The 18,440-nt window shown below is 70.6% G+C and carries 22 protein-coding genes and 1 pseudogene; 10 read left to right on the top strand and 13 right to left on the bottom strand.

All coding sequences use genetic code 11. The features are described 5' to 3' along the window. Positions 1-78 precede the first annotated feature (78 nt). The gene (locus ABZV31_RS27355; protein WP_355898916.1) at positions 79-717 is read left to right on the top strand and encodes a GntR family transcriptional regulator; all 639 of its coding nucleotides are present in this window, start codon (positions 79-81) and stop codon (positions 715-717) included. On the opposite strand, the gene ABZV31_RS27350 is transcribed toward ABZV31_RS27355, so the two are convergent. From ABZV31_RS27350 to ABZV31_RS27340, 3 genes are all read right to left on the bottom strand, one after another. Continuing rightward, on the bottom strand, positions 618-1,775 hold the full coding sequence (locus tag ABZV31_RS27350) for an amino acid permease (RefSeq protein WP_355899117.1): 1,158 nt from the start codon (positions 1,773-1,775) through the stop codon (positions 618-620). The two genes, ABZV31_RS27355 and ABZV31_RS27350, sit on opposite strands and share 100 nt — an antisense overlap. Before the next feature lie 60 nt (positions 1,776-1,835). Then, the gene (locus tag ABZV31_RS27345) at positions 1,836-3,191 is read right to left on the bottom strand and encodes an amino acid permease (protein WP_355899115.1); all 1,356 of its coding nucleotides are present in this window, start codon (positions 3,189-3,191) and stop codon (positions 1,836-1,838) included. A 99-nt stretch (positions 3,192-3,290) separates the two neighbouring features. Then, on the bottom strand, positions 3,291-4,241 hold the full coding sequence (locus ABZV31_RS27340; RefSeq protein ID WP_355898914.1) for an EamA family transporter: 951 nt from the start codon (positions 4,239-4,241) through the stop codon (positions 3,291-3,293). A gap of 296 nt (positions 4,242-4,537) precedes the next feature. On the opposite strand from ABZV31_RS27340, the gene ABZV31_RS27335 reads away from it, so the two are divergent. The 6 genes from ABZV31_RS27335 (at position 4,538) to ABZV31_RS27310 (ending at position 11,944) form a co-directional block, all read left to right on the top strand. Next, positions 4,538-5,215, top strand: coding sequence for an HAD family hydrolase (locus ABZV31_RS27335; protein ID WP_355898912.1), 678 nt, complete (start codon positions 4,538-4,540; stop codon positions 5,213-5,215). A gap of 89 nt (positions 5,216-5,304) precedes the next feature. Further along, complete coding sequence (locus ABZV31_RS27330; protein ID WP_355898909.1) at positions 5,305-6,570, top strand: aminotransferase class III-fold pyridoxal phosphate-dependent enzyme; 1,266 nt, start codon at positions 5,305-5,307, stop codon at positions 6,568-6,570. Further along, on the top strand, positions 6,567-9,422 hold the full coding sequence (locus tag ABZV31_RS27325) for an FAD-binding and (Fe-S)-binding domain-containing protein (RefSeq protein WP_355898907.1): 2,856 nt from the start codon (positions 6,567-6,569) through the stop codon (positions 9,420-9,422). The genes ABZV31_RS27330 and ABZV31_RS27325 overlap by 4 nt, the downstream gene beginning before the upstream one ends. A gap of 15 nt (positions 9,423-9,437) precedes the next feature. Next, positions 9,438-10,913: an NAD-dependent succinate-semialdehyde dehydrogenase gene (locus tag ABZV31_RS27320; protein ID WP_355898904.1), complete on the top strand. Its 1,476-nt coding sequence runs from the start codon at positions 9,438-9,440 to the stop codon at positions 10,911-10,913. Positions 10,914-10,972: 59 nt separating this feature from the next. Beyond that, positions 10,973-11,647 (top strand): GntR family transcriptional regulator, encoded by a 675-nt coding sequence (locus ABZV31_RS27315; RefSeq protein WP_355898902.1) that lies wholly within the window; start codon positions 10,973-10,975, stop codon positions 11,645-11,647. Positions 11,648-11,698: 51 nt separating this feature from the next. Beyond that, positions 11,699-11,944, top strand: coding sequence for a hypothetical protein (locus ABZV31_RS27310; RefSeq protein ID WP_355898900.1), 246 nt, complete (start codon positions 11,699-11,701; stop codon positions 11,942-11,944). Between the two features lie 12 nt (positions 11,945-11,956). Here ABZV31_RS27310 and ABZV31_RS27305 read toward each other — a convergent pair whose 3' ends face one another. The 10 genes and pseudogenes from ABZV31_RS27305 to ABZV31_RS27260 all read right to left on the bottom strand — a co-directional run. Then, positions 11,957-12,256, bottom strand: a complete 300-nt coding sequence (locus ABZV31_RS27305; protein ID WP_355898897.1) for an ASCH domain-containing protein — start codon at positions 12,254-12,256, stop codon at positions 11,957-11,959. Positions 12,257-12,282: 26 nt separating this feature from the next. Then, positions 12,283-12,654 carry a phosphotransferase gene (locus ABZV31_RS27300; RefSeq protein WP_355898895.1) on the bottom strand — a complete coding sequence of 124 codons (372 nt, stop codon included), beginning with the start codon at positions 12,652-12,654 and terminating at the stop codon, positions 12,283-12,285. Positions 12,655-12,774: 120 nt separating this feature from the next. Further along, positions 12,775-13,065, bottom strand: a complete 291-nt coding sequence (locus ABZV31_RS27295) for a hypothetical protein (protein ID WP_355898892.1) — start codon at positions 13,063-13,065, stop codon at positions 12,775-12,777. A gap of 19 nt (positions 13,066-13,084) precedes the next feature. After that, positions 13,085-13,705, bottom strand: coding sequence for a hypothetical protein (locus ABZV31_RS27290; RefSeq protein WP_355898889.1), 621 nt, complete (start codon positions 13,703-13,705; stop codon positions 13,085-13,087). Positions 13,706-13,861: 156 nt separating this feature from the next. Continuing rightward, entirely contained in the window at positions 13,862-13,993 is a 132-nt protein-coding gene (locus tag ABZV31_RS27285) for a hypothetical protein (protein WP_355898886.1), read from the bottom strand. Further along, positions 13,993-15,183, bottom strand: coding sequence for a cupin domain-containing protein (locus ABZV31_RS27280; protein ID WP_355898884.1), 1,191 nt, complete (start codon positions 15,181-15,183; stop codon positions 13,993-13,995). The genes ABZV31_RS27285 and ABZV31_RS27280 overlap by 1 nt, the downstream gene beginning before the upstream one ends. A 16-nt stretch (positions 15,184-15,199) precedes the next feature. After that, positions 15,200-15,343, bottom strand: a complete 144-nt coding sequence (locus ABZV31_RS27275; protein ID WP_355898882.1) for a hypothetical protein — start codon at positions 15,341-15,343, stop codon at positions 15,200-15,202. Between the two features lie 377 nt (positions 15,344-15,720). Then, complete coding sequence (locus ABZV31_RS27270) at positions 15,721-15,939, bottom strand: hypothetical protein (protein WP_355899113.1); 219 nt, start codon at positions 15,937-15,939, stop codon at positions 15,721-15,723. 26 nt (positions 15,940-15,965) lie between these two features. Further along, on the bottom strand, positions 15,966-16,379 hold the full coding sequence (locus tag ABZV31_RS27265; protein WP_355899110.1) for a hypothetical protein: 414 nt from the start codon (positions 16,377-16,379) through the stop codon (positions 15,966-15,968). After that, positions 16,294-16,767: pseudogene (locus tag ABZV31_RS27260) on the bottom strand (TauD/TfdA family dioxygenase); the annotation flags it as partial. The gene ABZV31_RS27265 and the pseudogene ABZV31_RS27260, both read right to left, overlap by 86 nt. 168 nt (positions 16,768-16,935) lie before the next feature. Here ABZV31_RS27260 and ABZV31_RS27255 point away from each other — a divergent pair. The 3 genes from ABZV31_RS27255 (at position 16,936) to ABZV31_RS27245 (ending at position 18,396) form a co-directional block, all read left to right on the top strand. Further along, entirely contained in the window at positions 16,936-17,214 is a 279-nt protein-coding gene (locus ABZV31_RS27255) for an NUDIX domain-containing protein (RefSeq protein WP_355898879.1), read from the top strand. A gap of 73 nt (positions 17,215-17,287) precedes the next feature. Continuing rightward, entirely contained in the window at positions 17,288-17,410 is a 123-nt protein-coding gene (locus ABZV31_RS27250) for a hypothetical protein (RefSeq protein ID WP_355898876.1), read from the top strand. Positions 17,411-17,415: 5 nt separating this feature from the next. Beyond that, positions 17,416-18,396, top strand: a complete 981-nt coding sequence (locus ABZV31_RS27245; RefSeq protein WP_355898873.1) for a helix-turn-helix domain-containing protein — start codon at positions 17,416-17,418, stop codon at positions 18,394-18,396. Positions 18,397-18,440 lie beyond the last annotated feature (44 nt).

Raw genomic sequence — 18,440 nt, 5'->3', positions numbered from 1 at the left:
GGTCCACACCGAGCGGGGGCTGTACTGGATGACTGTGTGACAATCCCTTCTCCGAAGGCATGAGTGAGGGGATGCGCCGTGCTGCAACGCGTCACCGCCGTGCAGGCACTGACCGAGGAACTGCGTAGGCAGATCCTCAACGGCGACCTGCCGCCGGGCTCGAAGCTGCCGGAGGTGGAGCTGGCCGAGCGATTCAAGGTGGCCCGTCCCACCGTGCGCACGGCGGTGCAGCATCTGGTGGAGCGCGGGGTCCTGCGCCGCGACACCGGCCGCTCGGCCGTGGTGCCGGAGCTGAGCCGCGCGGACATGCGCGACGTGTACTTCGCGCGGGAAGCCGTCGAGCTGCACGTGGTCGGCCATCTGTGCGCCGGCGAGCGGACACCGGCACGCCTGAAGCCGGTGCGGCAGGCGATGGACCGTATGCGGGATCTGCCCGACGATGCCCCCTGGAGCGAGGTGACCGAGGCCGATCTCGCCTTTCATGCGGCGCTGGTCGAGGCCGCGGGCAGCGCGCGGCTGGGCCGGCTCTTCCACGGTCTGCTAGAGGAGGCACGGATGTGCCTGGTCCAGTTGGAGGCCCATTACCCATGCCGCGCCGACCTGATTGACGAGCACGATCAGCTCCTGGACGCCCTGGAGGCGGGGGACGCCGCTGTGGCGCGGGAGCGGATGCGGGCGCACCTGGACAGCGCGGTCACGGCGCTGACAGACGACTGACCGCCCGCCCCCTTCGCAGGGCGGGCGGTCGGTCGTGCCTGATAGCGACCGGTGGCGGCCTTCTGCCGGTATCGCACGATCAGGTACGTCGCGAGGATGGCCGCCAGGCTCAGCACGCTCAGGTACAGCTGGGAGCGGGCGTCTTGGACCAGGAGCATAGAGCTCACCACTCCCACGATGGCCGCGAGGGTGACCCAGCTCAGATACGGGTAGCGCCACATCCGCAGCTTGAGCCGCTCGGGGGCCTCCGCCTTCAGCTTCCGGCGCATCCTCAGCTGCGACCCGGCGATGATCGCGTAGACGAACAGGCCCACCGCACCCGCCGAGTTGATGATGAAGTCGAAGATGGTGTCCGGGGCGACATAGCTCATGGCGACGGCGACGTAACCGGCGGAGGTGCAGGTCAGGATGGCCTTCCAGGGGGTGCCCTTACGGCCCCGGTCGGCGACCCAGCGGGGCGCCCACCTGTTGCGCTGGAGAGCGAAGAGCATCCGGGAAGCGGTGTACAGCCCGGAGTTGAGGACCGACAGCACCGTGGTGAGGACGGCCACGTTGATGATGGTCGCCGCAGCCGGGATCCCCAGCTTGCCGAAGGCGGCGGCGTAAGGGCTGGTCTGGGTCGGGACCTGGTCCCACGGCGTGATCATCACGAGCAGGGTCACCGAGCCGACGTAGAAGGTGATCACGCGCCATACGGTGGCGGACGTCGCCTTGACCATCGACTTCACCGGGTCGGCGGACTCCGCCGCGGCGATGGTGACGATCTCCGTGCCGACGTAGGCGAAGATCACCAGCACGATGCCGTGCAGGACGGACGAGATGCCGTGGGGGGCGAATCCGTCCAGGGCGACGTTGCCGACCGACAGGGTGGCTCCTGGCCACAGGCCCAGCGCGAAGAGGGTGCCGGTGACCAGGAAGACGACGATCGTGACGACCTTGATGGACGACAGCCAGAACTCGGTCTCGCCGAAGGAGCGGGTCGAGACGAGGTTCGACGCGGTGAGCAGGGTCATCAGCACCAGCGAGAAGACCCACTGCGGTACGCCGGGAGGTGAGATCGGGGGAAAGCTGCACTGTCTGGTCCTCCTGCGCGTTGAGTGCGGTGGAGCGCCTGCCGGTCAGTGGACCGGCTCCTCCTGCGGGTCGGCCGGCTGCGCGAGCGTGGAAGCAGGTACTGCGTGCCGCTTCTGCCGGGCCCACGCGCACAGCAGCACCACCAGCGCGACGCCGACCGACCACAGCAGCTGGGGCCGCGCGGACGTGTCGAACAGCATGGTGACCAGGACGGCCAGGATGCCGACGATGGCGACCCACGTCAGGACGGGGAAGCCCCACATGCGCAGCACCAGCCGCTCGGGCGCCTCACGTTCGAAGCGACGGCGCAGTCGCAGCTGTGACACGGCGACCACGAGCCAGACGAACAGGGCCACCGCGCCGGAGGAGTTGAGCAGGAACGTGAAGGCGAGGTCGGGGGAGTAGTAGTTGAGGCCGACGGCGAGGAAACCGAAGGCGACGGAGGCCCAGATCGCCCGGCGCGGGACGCCGCGGGAGGTCACCCGCGTCCACGAGCGGGGCGCGTCGCCGCGCTCGGCGAGGGAGAAGGCCATCCGGGAGGCGGTGTAGATACCGGAGTTGAGACAGGACAGCACCGCGGTCAGCACGATGAAGTCCATGACGGGAGCGGCGCCCGGAATGCCGATGTGCTCCAGGACGGCGACGTACGGACTGGTTCCGGTCTTGCTGCTGTCCCAGGGGAGGAGGGTGACGACGACGGCGATCGAGCCCAGGTAGAACACCAGGATGCGCCAGATGACGCTGGCGATGGCCTTGGCGACGGCTCGGCCGGGGTCCTTGGACTCGGCGGCGGCGATGGTGACGATCTCGCTGCCCATGAAGGCGAAGACGACGGTCAGCATGCCGGTGACGACCGCTCCGCCCCCGTGCGGGAAGAAGCCGCCGCGTCCGGTGAGATTGGCCATGCCGACCGCCTCGGTGCCGGGCAGCAGGCCGAAGACGGCCAGGCCGCCCAGGGCGATGAAGACCACGATGGCGCCCACCTTGATGGCCGAGAACCAGAACTCGAACTCGCCGTAGGAGCCGACCGAGTACAGATTGGTGGCGGTCAGTACGGCCATCACCACCAGGGCGACCAGCCAGGCGGGCAGGGCGGGGATCCAGTTGTGCACGATCGAGGCGCCCGCGGTCGCCTCGACGGCGAGCACCACCACCCAGAACCACCAGTACAGCCAGCCGATGGTGAAGCCAGCCCAGCGGCCCATGGCCCGGTCGGCGTACGAGGAGAAGGAACCGGTCGACGGCGAGGCCGCGGACATCTCGCCGAGCATGCGCATCACCAGGACGACCAGGAACCCGGCGAGGGCGTAGGAGAGGAGGATGGCGGGGCCGGTGGCTCGTATGCCGGCCCCCGAGCCGACGAACAGGCCGGCGCCGATGACTCCCCCGATGGCGATCATGCTCAGATGGCGGCCTTTGAGGCCGGGCTGGAGTTGCTGCACGAATGGTCCCTTTCAGGGATGGGTCCGACGGGTGCCCGGGGCGGAGCCCCAGGGTGATCAGACGGAAGGGCGTCCGGTCCGCTGCGGGCGCATCATTAGGGCGAGACCGCCGAGGACGAGGACGATGCCGGCCCAGCGCACGGCGGAAAGGTCCTGGTGCAGCCATACGGCGGCCAGGACGGCGGCGGTGGCCGGCTCCAGCAGGGAGATGGTGACCGCGGTCGGTGCGCCGAGGCGGGTGACACCGTGGGCGAACAGGGCGTAGGCGACGGCGGTGGTGAACACGCCGAGGTAGACCACGCCGGCCAGGCGCCCGAGGTCGGCGGCCGCCCAGGGCACGGCGCCGGGCAGCCAGGGCGTGAGGGCGAGCGTCGCGCCGCCGAAGATGGCCGCCACCGCGGTGGCGGGTCCGTGCCGGCGGGCGACGGCCTGGATGGTGTCGGCCTGCGCGGCGTACAGGGCGGCCGCCAGTGCCGCGAGTGCGGTGCCGGGCAGGCTGAAGGCGAGGGCGCCGCCGGGCAGCGACACCAGGGCGATGCCGGTGACGGCCACGGCGGTGGCCACGGCCCAGGTGCGGCTGACGGGCCGCCGCGTCACGAACCGGGCGGTGAGGCCCGCCAGGATCGGGGCGCCTCCGATGGCGATCACCGTGCTGGTGGCCACACCCGACAGTTCGACGGCATGGAAGTAGCACACGGAGAAGCCGGACACGGCCATGGAGCCGAGGGCGACAGCCATCAACTCCCGTCGCTGCCAGCGCACATGAGGTGAGCGTCGTCGTCGGGCCAGGAGGTGCAGAGCCGCGGTGCCGATGAGCAGGCGCAGCTCCGCCATGTGCAGCAGGTGTCCGGCCGGGAAGAGGGCCGCCACCGGTCCGAGGGTGCCCCAGATGACGGCACCACCGGCGGTGGCGGCGGCAGCGCGGCCGGTGGGCGGGCGCTGCCGTGAGGGCGGGGAGGGAGAGGCGCCGACTGCGACGGTTTCGCAGGAGCGGGCAGGGGGCGGCATCGCGGGTCTCCGACAGGTTCGGGACGGGGAGAAGGAAGGGAAGGGGAAGGGCGGCTTCGCGAGGTGCCGCTGGTGCCGAGGACCGTAGAGCGCCCGTGCGACGGCGAACCATGTGCATCTGTTGAAAGAAGGCGCCGCGTTTTCTGGACCGCTGTCGAAAGACGCGCCGCGCGGAATCGTAGACGATCCGACTGTTGGCACTGCCGGTGCTCGCGGTTCATCCCGGGGACACCGCCCGCCCCCTCTGAGAAACCCCGCTGAGAACCCCGCACCACTGAGAACCCGGAGAAAGATCAATGAGCGAGAAGCGTTGGGTCACCTTCGACTGTTTCGGCACCCTCGTGGACTGGCGCCACGGCATCGCCACCGGTATCGAGCTGGTCGCGCCCGGCAAGGGCTGGGAGCTGCTGGACGTCTACAACCGCCATGAGCCGCAGGTGCAGCGCGAGCACCCCGGCATGTACTACAGCGACGTCCTGGCGGAGGCCCTGAAGCGCACGGCCGCCGAGGCGAAGCTCGACCTGGTGGAGGAGGACTTCCGCGCCGTGACGGCCGGCTTCCCGTTCTGGCGGGTCTTCCCCGACACGCGGCAGGCCCTGCGCGAGCTGCAGGAGGCCGGCTGGAACCTCGCCCTGCTCACCAACTGCGACCGCGTCCTCATCGGCGAGACCCAGCGCCGTCTGCAGATCCAGTTCGACGCGATCGTCACCGCCGAGGACTCCGGCGCCTACAAGCCGGCCCACAACCACTTCCAGTACTTCGAGAAGTCCCTCGGTGTCACCCGCGACCGCTGGGTGCACGTGGCGCAGAGCTACTTCCACGACATGGTCCCGGCGAGCGAGCTCGACATCACCCGCGTGTGGATCAACCGGCTGAACGAGAGCGACGACCCCTCGATCGCGCACGCGGTGCGCCACGACCTGACCGACCTGGCGGCCACCGTCAACGAGGTCCACCAGAAGTTCAACGGCTGAACCCTGGCCCCGATCCGTGCCGGGCGCCGTTCCGCGTGTCCCCGGTGCCCGGCACGTCCCGCAGCCCACCCCGTCCAAGGAGTCCGCGCATGACCAGCCTGTCCCCGCACCTGCGCCAAGCCACCCCCGTCACCGTCGAACGCGGCGAGGGCGTCCACATCTACGGCACCGACGGCCGCCGCTACCTGGACTTCACCGCCGGCATCGGCGTCACCAGCACCGGCCACTGCCACCCGCGCGTGGTCGCCGCCGCGCAGGAGCAGATCGGCAAGCTCATCCACGGCCAGTACACGACCGTGATGCACCAGCCATTGCAGCAGCTCGTCGAGCGGCTCGGGGACGTGCTGCCCGCCGGCCTGGACAGCCTGTTCTTCTCCAACTCCGGCAGCGAGGCGGTCGAGGCGGCGCTGCGGCTGGCCCGGCAGGCCACCGGCCGCCCGAACATCGTCGTCTTCCACGGCGGCTTCCACGGCCGTACCGTCGCGGCCGCCTCGATGACCACGTCGGGCACCCGCTTCCGCACCGGTTTCTCCCCGCTGATGGGAGGCGTCGCCGTAGCGCCGTTCCCTACGGCCTTCCGCTACGGCTGGGACCAGGAGACCGCGACGCGCTTCGCGCTCAGCGAGCTCGACTACCTCCTCCAGACCGTCACCGCCCCGCAGGAGACGGCGGCCTTCGTGGTCGAGCCCGTGCTCGGCGAGGGCGGCTACATCCCGGCCGACCCCGCCTTCCTGCGCGGGCTGCGCGAGCGCGCCGACCGTCACGGCATCGTGCTCGTGCTGGACGAGATCCAGACCGGTTTCGGCCGCACCGGCCGCTTCTGGGGCCACGACCACGCCGAGGACGTCCGTCCCGACATCATCACCATCGCCAAGGGACTGGCCAGCGGCTTCCCGCTGTCCGGTATCGCCGCCTCCCGAGAGCTGATGAGCAAGGCGTACCCCGGCTCCCAGGGCGGCACCTATGGCGGCAACGCCGTCGCGTGCGCGGCCGCCGTCGCCACCCTCGACGTGATCCGCGACGAGAAGCTGGTGGAGAACGCCGACGTCGTGGGGCAGCGGCTGCGCGCCGGCCTGGAGGAGGTCGCCCGTACGACGCCGGGCATCGCCGACGTCCGCGGCCTCGGCCTGATGCTCGCCAACGAGTTCGTCACCGCCGACGGCGACCCGGACCCGGCCACCGCCGCCCGGGTGCAGCAGGCCGCCGCCGAGGAGGGGCTGCTGCTGTTGCTGTGCGGCCCGTGGAACAACGTCGTGCGCATGATCCCGGCGCTGGTCATCGACGAGACCGCCGTCGACGAGGGACTGACCGCCTGGCGGACGGCCGTCGACAAGGGCACGGCCGCAACGTCATGACCAGCACCGCCCCCTCCCCTGAGGTCCTGCTGGAGGCCCTGCGCCGAGAGGTGCCGTCCCTGAGGGTCGACACCTCCGGCGGGCGGCGCGCCCAGTACGCCTACGACGCGTCCAACTACCGGGTGCCGCCGCTGGCCGTGGCGTTCCCCGCCGACGCCGACGAGGTCGCCGGCGCGCACCGGGTCTGCCACCGGCTCGGCGTGCCGGTCACCTCCCGAGGCGCGGGCACCAGCATGGCCGGCAACGCCGTCGGCACCGGCCTCGTGCTGGACCTCTCCCGTCACATGCGGCGCGTCCTGGACATCGACGCGACCGCACAGACGGCGCGCGTCGAGGCAGGCATCGTCCTGGACGCCCTCCAGGACGCCGCCGCCCCGTACGGGCTGGTCTTCGGCCCCGACCCGTCCTCGCACAGCCGCTGCACCATCGGCGGCATGATCGGCAACGACGCGTGCGGCAACCACTCCGTGCGCTACGGCCGCACCGGCGAGCACCTTCTCGCCCTCGACCTGGTCCTGGCCGACGGCACCCGCGCCGTCGCCGACCGCGACGGACTGCACGCCGTGGACGAGGCGGGCCGGGAGCGGGTGGCGGAACTGACGGCCGCCCTGCGCGGCATCGTCGACACCAACCTGGCAGCGATCCGCCTGACCCTCGGCCGCATCCCGCGCCAGGTCTCCGGCTACCAGCTACAGCACCTGCTGCCCGAGAACGGCTTCGACGTCGTCCGCGCCCTCGCCGGCACCGAGGGCACCTGCGCCACGGTGGTATCGGCGAGCGTCCGCCTGTTGCCGAAACCGCCGGCCGCGCTGCTCATCGCACTCGGCTACGACGATGTCGTGGACGCGGCCGAGGACGTGCCGCTGATCCTGAAGTTCTCCCCGGCCGCCGTCGAGGGCCTGGACGAGGCGATCGTGGCCACCATGCGCCACCGCCGCGGCCCCGCCTCGGTGACCGGACTGCCCGAAGGGCGGGCCTGGCTGTACGTCGACCTCGACGGCGAGGACCCGCAGCAGGTCGCCGCGGACGCCGAACGCCTCCTGGACGAGCTGAAGGCCGCGGGCCGGATGGTCTCCGGCCGCCTGATCACCGACCGCGCCGAGCGGGCCTCCCTGTGGCGGGTCCGCGAGGACGGCGCGGGCCTGGCCGCCCGCCTGACCGACGGCAGCGCGTCGTGGCCCGGCTGGGAGGACGCGGCGGTCGCCCCCGACCAACTGGCGGGCTATCTGCGTGACTTCCGCGCCCTCATGGCCGAGCACCGGCTCACCGGCGTGCTCTACGGCCACTTCGGCGCGGGCTGCGTCCACGCACGCCTCGACTTCCGCCCCGACACCGAGGACGGCCGCGCCGTCATGCGGGCCTTCCTCACCGAGGCCGCCCGCCTCGTCGTACGGCACGGAGGCACCCTGTCCGGCGAGCACGGCGACGGCCGGGCCCGCAGTGAGCTGCTGTCGGAGATGTACGACCGGCCGATGCTGGACGCCTTCGCCGCCTTCAAGCACGCCTGGGACCCCGAGGGCCTGCTCAACCCGGGCATCCTCGTCGACCCTCGGCCCCTGGACGCGGACCTCGCCCTGAACACGGGCCGCACCACCACCCCGTCGACGGTGTTCGCCCTGCTGGAGGACCCGGACGGCATCACCGCGGCAGCCAACCGCTGCGTGGGCGTGGGCCGTTGCCGCAGCCACACCGGCGGGGTCATGTGCCCCAGCTACCGGGCCACCGGCGACGAACAGCACTCCACCCGCGGCCGTGCCCGCACCTTGCAGGAGATGCTGCGCGGCGCACTGCCCGGCGGCTGGCGCTCCCGCGAGACCCGCGAGGCGCTCGACCTGTGCCTGTCGTGCAAGGCGTGCTCCAGCGACTGCCCGGTCGGCGTCGACATGGCGACGTACAAGTCCGAGTTCCTGCACCACCACTACAAGGGGCGCCTGCGCCCGCTGTCGCACTACTCGCTCGGCTGGCTGCCGATGTGGACGGCGCTCGCCGGGCGCATGCCGAAGCTGGTCAACGCGGTGATGGGCAGCCGTCTCGGCCCCTGGATCGCCCGCCTGGGTGGGGTCACCACGAAGCGGAGCCTGCCCGCGTTCCACGGGCGGCGCGCATGGCAGCAGGGTCTGGCCCCGGCCGAGGCGGCCGCCGCCGTACTCCTGGTGGACTCCTTCACCAAGGCGTTCCGCCCCGAACTGGCGGGAGCGGCCTCCCGGGTCCTGGCCGAGGCCGACCTGCCCACCGAGGCCCGCGGCGACGTGTGCTGCGGCCTGACCTGGATCACGACCGGCCAGCTCGGCATCGCCCGCCGCGTGCTGGAGCGCACCGCCGCCGCGCTCGACGCGTCCGAGGGACCGATCGTGGTCACGGAACCGAGCTGCGCCGCCGCCCTCGCCAAGGACCTGCCGGAGCTGGTGGACAGCGACGCGGCACGCCGGGTCGCCGCGCGGGTGCGGACCTTCACCGGGGCACTCGCCGAGCGCGTGGCCGAAGGGTGGCGTCCCGAGCACGTGCCCGACGAGGTGGTCCTGCAGACCCACTGCCACCAGTACGCCGTCTTCGGCGCCGGACAGCAGCGGGAGCTGTTGCGCGACCTCGGCATCCAGAAGGTCACCGAGGCCACCGGCTGCTGCGGCGTGGCCGGCAACTTCGGCTTCGAGCACGATCACTACGACCTGTCGATGGCCGTCGCCGACCAGGCCCTGCGTCCCCGGCTGGAGGCCGCCGACCTCGGCACGCCGGTCCTGGCCGACGGGTTCAGCTGCCAGATGCAGATCGAGCACCTCGTCGGAGACGACCGCCCCGGCGCCACCCACCTGGCGCAGCTCCTGGACGACCCCTCATCCCCTTCCGGCTCCTGAAATTTGGAGAGCGACATGGCAGACACGAAGACGGACGTCATCGCGAACGTTCCCCGGCAGCTGTTCATCGGGGGCCAGTGGGTCCCGGCAGCCGACGGCCGTACCTTCGGCGTGGAGAACCCCGCCACCGAGACCCAGCTGTGCGAGATCGCCGACGCGGGTGCCGCTGACAGCGCCCGCGCGGTCGAGGCCGCGGTGGCCGCACAGGAGTCCTGGGCCCGGACCGCGCCGCGGGCGCGCAGCGAGATCCTGCGCCGTGCCTACGAGCTGATCGTGGAGCGCACGGACGAGCTGGCGCTGCTGATGACCCTGGAGATGGGCAAGCCGCTCGCCGAGGCGCGCGGTGAGGTGGCGTACGCCGCCGAGTTCTTCCGCTGGTTCTCCGAGGAGGCCGTCCGCATCGACGGCGGTATGTCGACCACGCCCGACGGGCGCAACCGCATCATGGTGACGCGGCAGCCGGTCGGTCCCTGCATGCTGATCACGCCGTGGAACTTCCCGCTGGCGATGGGCACCCGCAAGATCGGGCCCGCGGTGGCCGCTGGCTGCACCATGATCCTCAAGCCGGCACCCCAGACGCCGCTGTCCAGCCTCGCGCTGGCGCGCATCCTCCAAGAGGCCGGGCTGCCCGACGGCGTGCTCAACGTCGTCACCACCACCCGCGCCCAGGAAGTGGTCGAACCGGCCCTGCGTGGCGGCCGTATCCGCAAGCTGTCCTTCACCGGCTCCACCGCCGTGGGCAGGCTGCTGCTCGCGCAGTGCGCGGACACGGTGATCCGCACGTCCATGGAGCTGGGCGGCAACGCCCCCTTCATCGTCTTCGAGGACGCCGACCTCGATGTCGCCGTCGAAGGCGCGATGACGGCGAAGATGCGCAACATGGGCGAGGCGTGCACGGCGGCCAACCGCCTGTTCGTCCACCGCAGCGTCGCCGACGAGTTCGCCGAGCGCCTCGCCTCGCGCATGGCCGCCCTCACCGTGGGTCCGGGCACCCGCGACGGTGTCCAGGTCGGCCCCCTCATCGACGCCGCCAGCAAGCAGAAGGTCGTCTCGCTCGTCGAGGACGCGGTCGCCAAGGGCGCCAAGGTCGTCGCCGCCGGTGTCGCGCCGCAGGACACCGGTCACTTCTACCCGCCGACCGTGCTGGCCCAGGTCAGCCCCGACAGCGACATGCTGACCACCGAGATCTTCGGCCCCGTGGCCCCGGTCATCGCCTTCGACGACGAGGACGAGGCCGTGCGCCTGGCCAACGACACCGACTGGGGACTCGTCGGCTACGTCTTCACCCAGGACCTCGACCGCGCCCTGGACGTCAGCGAGCGGCTGGAGGTCGGCATGGTCGGCCTGAACACCGGCCTGGTCTCCAACCCGGCCGCGCCCTTCGGCGGCGTCAAGCAGTCCGGCCTGGGCCGGGAAGGCGGACGTGTGGGCATCGAGGAGTTCCTGGAGTACAAGTACATCGCCACTCCCGTGCGGGACCGGTCCGCGTGATGAGTACCGTCATGTCTGCCAGGTCCGTCTCGAGGGAGCCGCGAAAGGGGGCAGGAGCTGTGTCACAGCCGGGACTCGACGAACTCACCCCCGTCAACCTGCGGAGCACTCCCGCGCTCATCGCCGACCGGCTGCGGGAGCAGATCGTCGCCGGCGCCTTCGCACCGGGCAGCAGGATGATCGAGCCGCAGCTGGCGACCCGCCTGGGCGTCAGTCGCGGCCCCGTGCGGGAAGCACTCCAGCGACTGGTCCAAGAAGGGCTGCTGACCAACATCCCCAACCGGGGCGTGTTCGTCGTCGAGCTGGACGCCGCCGACATCAAGGACATCTACACGGCCCGGCGTGCGATCGAACGCGAGGCGGCCACCCAGCTGCACCGCAGCAAGTCCCAGGCGCACCTGGACCGCCTCGCGACCGTGGTGGAGGAGATGCGTTCCTCGGCGGGCCGCGGCGACAGCCGTCTCATCGCCGAGCAGGACCTGGCCTTCCACAGCGCTCTCGTCGAGGCCGCCGAGAGCCCGAGGCTCAGCAGGATGTTCACCACCCTGCTCGCCGAGACCCGTATCTGCCTGGCCAGCCTCATGGACTTCTACCCGGAGCAGGACCTGCTCGTCGCCGAGCACCAGCAGCTGCTCGCCCTGCTCCAGGGCGAGGACGAACAGGCCCTGCTGGACGCCGTCAACGCGCACCTGGACTCGGCCGTGCGCGACCTGACGCGCGCCGACCAGGACTGACGCCACCACCCGCTCCACGTGTGCCCGCCCACCCCCTCGGAGAGATTCCGCATGCCCTCCACCACGCTCAACGCTGCCCAGCTGCAGACAGCAGCCCGCAACCACCTCCTCCTGCACTTCGGTCAGCACGCCAACCTGCGCAACGGCCAGGACGTGTTCCTGCCCGAACGCGGCGAAGGCGTCTACCTCCACGACGCGGCCGGGAGCGCTACATCGACGGCCTGTCCGCCCTGTTCTGCGCCCAGCTCGGCTACTCCTACGGCCCCGAGTTCGCCAAGACGGCCGAGCGACAGCTGAACCGCATCCCCTTCAGCACCCTGTGGAACACCGCGCACCCCGCCGCCATCGAGCTGGCCGAACGCCTCGGCTCGCCGGTCCCGCGCCGTCGAGCAGGGCATCGAAACTGTCGTACTCGGTTACGCGTTTGACCACGACCTCACAGGTCTCGTGGGCGCCCTTGATGTGGAAGCGGATGGTGTCGCCCGCTGCGAGGTCGGCGAGGTGCAGGTACTTGACGCGTACTTCGACGGTCTTGTCGCCCGCGGCGACGAGGTCGAAGTACTGGCGGTAGAGGTTGAGGTTGCGGACGCGGCCTTGGGTGTCCTTCATGGGGAGTTGGCACTCCTCAGTGCTGATCAGGTCAGGTCGGCGGCCAAGGCCGTGAGCGCTGGAACGAGTTCGGGGTGGTCCCCGCGCGAGGCGGACTGTAGTAGCTCGGTGACGACGATGATCTGTGCCACGCGTCCGAGCGCCGTATCGAGGATGGGGAAGGTGTCACGGACACGCTGGGCGACATCGGGGACGAGCAGGCAGTACGCCAGGAGCATGGCAGCGTCGTAGCCGACGGGTGCCAGCCCGAAGCCTTCCCAATCGAGGAGGTAGGGGCTGGTGGTCAGGTTGGCCGGGTGCAGATCCCCGTGGGCTGTCGCCCAGTCGGTGATACGCGGGCTGGGCATGCCGAGGAAGCGGGGGACCGAGCGGTCCACCCACTCCTGCCGGACCGCCACACGGTCGGTGACCGTTCTGCTGACGTACTCGAGATCGGTGCGGAGGGAGTCCCACCACGAGGTCGGTGGATCCAGCGGGGTACGCAGGACAGGGCCGGGAGAGCAGATGGGCTCGTCGACCTACTGGTGCAGCTCGGCCTGGTACGTGTAGCCCTCCCTGCTCGACTCGATGGTGTCGTACAGGAATGGCTTGTGGATGCGTCCGTCGAACAGCGCCGCTGCCGTCCGGTTGCCCTCCCAGATCTTCCCCGCCGCTCGGTCGTGCGGTGCGGAGATCAGTCTCAGCCAGCAGACACCACGGTCCGGATGCTCGACACGGTGGCTGAGGGTGCGGCCGTACCAGCCCCAGGCTTCGGGGCCGGTGACCGTGACGTCGAGAAGCAGGGCCGACCGCGCGAACGCCCGGCGCATGCGCTGCTGATCCGCTGGGTCAGCCGGCGGCGAGTACATCCAGCACCTTCCGCAGGGTAGGGACCGGGATGGCCGGGAAGCGCAGAGCCTCTCGTGCCTCGGCCCAGTGTGCCGGACTGGAGGTGGAGAGCAGGGTCCGTGTCACTCCGGGGCAGGACGCTGCCGCGAGCAGGCATGCCTGCGCTGTGCTGAGGTCCGGGTTCAGCAACTCGGTGAGTTCGCGGGTGGCAAGGTGTGGCAGTTCGCCGCCGAACAGGGGGGCCGACGTGAATACCTGCCAGCCGCGTTCTGATGCCTGGGCGATGGGACCCTCACCGTCCAGGGCTTGGGAGAAGGCGGTTGCGGTGACGAGGGACACCGGCAGCTGGATGGCTTTCAGATGGTGTTGCTCGCTCGCGGCGGCCGAGGTGGCCAGTTGGTGAAGGGCGGGGATGCTCAGGGCGCCGGTCTCGAAGCCGTCCCAGGTGGCAACGCCGTAGGCGGACAGGGTGCCGGCTGCTGCCTCTGCTTCGAGGGCGATGAAGGCGTCATGGAGGGCTTCGTACGGGTCGCCGTCGGCATGCTCGGGGTTGTGCGTGAACACGAGGTCGAGGTGGTCTCGGCCGAGTTCGGTGCGGTTGCGGGCGCACTGCCAGTGCACCTACGGGGCGCTCAGGCAGTGTCGCCATGCCGCATCCTCGCCGGTGATCGCTCCGTCGAAGACGGCATCCTTCGCGGCCCGGTCAGTGAGGAATCCGACCTTGGTGGAGGTCGGGACCGGATGGCGGACGAGGAAGGATGCGAGTAGCTCCTGCGCTCACCCGCCGAGGTAGTTGGGCGCGGTATCGATCCAAGCGGTGGCGGGGGCGGCGGCTGCGCGTGCGGCTGCGTCGTTCAGGGCGGCGGGCTTGAGACGGTAGGTGCCCAGCCCCAGGGCTGCTGTCGTCATCACCCTTGGCCTTCCACTGTGATCGCTTGGCCCGTCATCAGCTCGGAGACGGCGGCTGCCACGGCGTCGACAGAGAAGTCGGCCGCCTCGGCCAGTTCGCCGAGGGAGACGGCATGGGGAACAGCGGAGATCAGTCGCGTGAGCAGCGGCAGCGCTTCCTGGGCCATCTCCCACTCGTGGTCGCAGGCCCGGAACACCACCGATCTCCCGTCGGCTGCCGGCTCGATCCGGGCGCGCGCGGTGGTCAGCCTGACGTGGGTGTTCGGGTTGGCGGCGAGGCCGGTGACATGGGGCAGGCTCGGCCTCAGCCGGGTGAGATCACTGGCGTCGCGCATCGTCGTGTACCGGCTGATCACGTCCGGATCTTCCAGTGCTGCGGTGACCTGCTTGCGCAATCGTTCCAGGTAGTCAGCCCGCTGCGCGGCCGCCGCGTGCACAGGCAGGTCTTCGCGCAGGACAGAGTGACGGCGCAGGTCATCGGCGAGCCAGGGCAGCAGCTGGGCGCCGGTGGAGGTCTGTATGCCGAAAGTGAGGTGGAGGGAGTGCTCGCCTTCGGAGGCGGCGACCGAGTGCCACCAGCCGCGCGGGAGATACAGCAGGTCGCCAGGGAGCAGGACCAGCTCGGTGAGCGGTTGGCTGGGAGGGGGCTCCGGTTCGTCGGTGTCCTTGTACATGGGGGCGGTGCGGGTGGGACCGTACAGCTTCCAGCGTTTGGCGCCGTCGATCTGGACGACGAGCACGTCATGGTCGTCCCAGTGGACGCCGAAGCCTTCACGGGCGGTCCAGGACGCGTACAGGTTGGTTTGCACGCCCGTGCGTAACCACTGCTCCAGCTCCATGGCCGCGCGGCCGACGGCTGGGTGCAGTTCGTCGACGGCGTCGATGACCAAGGAGGCGCCCTCGGCGAGGCGGGCGTGCAGCTCGGCGGGATGCAGGCGCTGCCAGACGGTGTGCCGGCGGGTGGTGACCGGGGACGTGTAGCGGTATGCGGGAAGCATCTCGCCGTCGGCGGAGAGGCGGAAGCGGGGCGGTTCCAGGCGGTGGGTGGCGAGGATGGTGTTGACGTCGTCCCAGGTGATCAGCCGGCCCGGCTCGGTGAGGGCGCGGGGGACGTGGCGGTGGTGGCGGTGGAGCACCTGGGCCAGGAACTCGTCCGGGCCCAGGTGAGCCGCCAGATTCAGCGGCGACAACGCCGCTCCTCCCTGATCAGTCGTTGCCGTCGGTGCGGCCGGTGCTGCCACCGTCGGACGGGGTGACGCCCCGCTCGCGGGCGGCCTGGATGCGGCGGCGTGCCTTGACCAGGCCCGTCGGTGCCGGCTCGGCCGCCGGGGTGGTGCTGCTGTTCGGCATGGAGTCCTCCTATGACGATGAGCTGCATTGCGGACCCGCCCCGGACGGCGCTCGACCTGTCCAAGTGCGCGGGCGATTGATCCGCCCGGGGCGGGGCTTGCGACCCCGCCCCTGCCGCGGCTTCTCGACGTGGGGGAGCGTCTCGATCGGCTACGTCCGGCAGGGACGGGAACTCAGGGGCCGGGTCTGAAGGAACCGGCAGTCAGGGGTTGGCCGGGGCGCTGGCAACCGCCACGCCGATCACGAAGCCGCATGACGCGGAGATCGCAACGATCAGCAGCGGACCGGCGAAACGACCCAGCCAGGCGATGGCCCGCCGCATCACGTGTGCCGCCAGGCGTGCCGGGACCGGTTGTGTCGACTGGTGGCACTCGGGCTCACCGACCCCACCGCCCGTTCGCCACGGCGACTTTGACGCTCATCTCCTCGGCTGGTGTGGGTGTTCGCAGCTGGTCGGGCGGAACGTCCCACTCCTTGCCCCCGTTGAGGGGGCGAAGCTGCACGTAGGGCCCCTCGCTGCCCATGACCCGGCCGATGCGGCCGGTGCGTCTGTCGACCATCACGGCCCGGAGAGCAGGCAGGCTGGCCTCGGCCATGACTGTCACCTCCTCTCGCGCGCGCATCAGACGGCCTCGCTCGTCCTGGGCAGCACGGATGCGGTCGGGCAAGGCGTGAATCCGTCGGGCAGAGCGAAGCGAGGTTCGCCCAGCGCGTGCAGGAGTCGCCGGTCCCCCGTGAAACGCGTGCGGGCATGCAGCCAGCGGTGGTTGTCCAGCAGATAGCCCTGCCCGGTCCGAAGCGTGAGGCGACGCTGACTGGCGGTGATGGCGCTGCGGAGCAACGGGCAGGTAGGGCTGGACGATGGGGCTCCAGCGGGCCAGACCGTCCTGTCGCAGTCGTATGGAGATGCGCCCGTCCGCCTGGGCGGTGAAGACCTGGGAGGCGTGGCTGGCGCCCGCACCGAAGTAAGCGGTCCGGGGCTGGCAGAGCGCGACCGCTGCTGCGCGGTTCTCGCTGACCAGGCGGGCGTGTACATCACGTCCGTCCGCGAGGAGCGTCTCGCCGCCTGCGGATGCCGGCTGCAGGCAGACCAGGAGGATCAGACGCGGAGGGGTGGGCGTGCCCGACCTCTCCGTGTGGGGGAGGAGTTCGCCGTTGCCGAGTCCGGCGAAGCCGGCGCGGTGGGCGTGGTTGCCGGTGTTGTGGATCAGGGTCAATCCGTCCGGAGCGCCGTGCGGGTGGGGCCTGATCGCCATCAACCGGGAGGCGAACGACAGGACCTCCTGGCGAGTGGTCATTCCGTCCAGGGTGACGAGGCCGGTCTCACGAAGCTGTGCGGCGATCACGTCGCTGGCGTGCGGAGCACGAAGGTTGACGAAGTGGTCCGCGAAGAGCCTCTCGGAGCGTGTGGAGGCGTCGGGCATCGCCGTACTCCTTCGATCGGGATCGGTGGGATCAGAGTGGGAAGGCGAAGTGGGCGCGGTAAAGCGACAAACTGTCGACTCGGACAAATAGGGTGACCAGGCGATGAGTTCAGGGGCCCGTGCTACGTTCCGAAGGCCCGGCTCGCACACCGCAGGACGAGGACCGTCATGACGTACACGCCGCCGCTCTGGCCCGTCTCCGTGAAAGGCGTTGCGCTCGACGCGCGTGATCGTGTGCTGCTGCTACGGAACGAGCGCGATGAGTGGGAGCTGCCCGGAGGGCGGCTGGAAGTCGGCACCGGCGACGGAGTCCAACTGCCGGACTCTAGCCCCGAGGCAGCCCTGGAGCGGGAGATCCAGGAGGAGACCGGCTGGGAGGTCAAGGCCGGCCGCTCATCGACGGGGGCGTGTGGATCTACCAGCCGATCCCGGGTCGGCGCGTACTGATCGTGACCTACGGCTGCACCGTGCTGACCCCCGAACGGTCGCCGGTCGTCAGCCACGAGACAAGCAGCTGGGCATGTTCACCGCGGACAAAGTGCCGGACCTGAACATGCCCGACGGATACAAGCAGGCCATCACCGCCTGGTACAGCCGGAGGAACGCCAGCCCGGCGGCCCTGGACGACTACGAGCGGATGTAGTCGGCATGGCCGGGGGCGAGATCGCTGCACGCGCGGTTGAGGACCGGCTCCCGCTTCCCCGGCCCTCGGCCGGGCACACCCAGTGGCACTGGGCCACACCCCAGGCTCAATTAGTCCTGGCAACGGGAGACCTGGCCGACATCCTGCGCTTCTACCGCCGCGTGCACAGCCTGAACCAGACCGCACTCGGTGAACTCCTCGGCTACGACAAGACGTACATCTCCGCTCTGGAGCTGGGGAAGCGGTCCCTGGACGACGTGAGCTCCCGGCGCCGTATCTGCGAAGCGCTGCAGTTGCCGCCGCACGTGCTCGGCGTCACCGACCCGACCGACACCGACCACCGGGCGATGCTGCAGTTCGGCGAGTCCACTGTCCGGCTCGCCGAGATCGCCCGACAGTCCGGGCACGCCATAGAAGCGGTCTCGGAGTTGTGGCCGCTCGTCGCCCGCCTCGAAGCCCGCGTCGAGGAGGGCCACACCGAGCGCGACGTCCTGCACCTCCTCGCCCGGGCCCGTGTCGGCCTCGGTGTCGCCCTGGGCAACGTACTGCCCGAGGAACGTCTCGCCACCGCCGCGCACTGGACAGCCAAAAGCCTGGAGATCGCCGAGTACTTCGACGACGCGCGTATGACCTCATACGTGCTGCGCATGCACGGCAACGAACTCCGCAAGGCCAGCCTGCGGGGCGCGGCCGTCCAGCGGCTGTGCCGCGCCGCAGCCACCGCTCCGGACGAGACCGCTCGTGCCGCTGTCCTCCCTCTCCTCGCGCGGGCCGCCGGCGCACTGGGCAACGGTGAGCTGTTCGACCGGGTGATGAGGGAGACCGACGCCCTTCTCGACCGGGTCGACCACACCAGTCTGTTCAACCCCTTCTCCCTGCATGAGATCCGCCTGCGCGGGCTTGTCGCCACAGGCCGCACCAAGGCGGCCATGCGGCTAGGGCGCGTATCGGGTCGTGATCAATCTGTCGATTTGCCCTCGTGGTGAGGCCCTGGACCGGTAGATCTTTTTCCGTGACGCGAGTGCAACTG

This window comes from Streptomyces sp. NPDC005202 (genome assembly GCF_040608235.1).
GTDB lineage: Bacteria > Actinomycetota > Actinomycetes > Streptomycetales > Streptomycetaceae > Streptomyces.
This window is presented reverse-complemented; position numbering and strand designations above follow the sequence as displayed.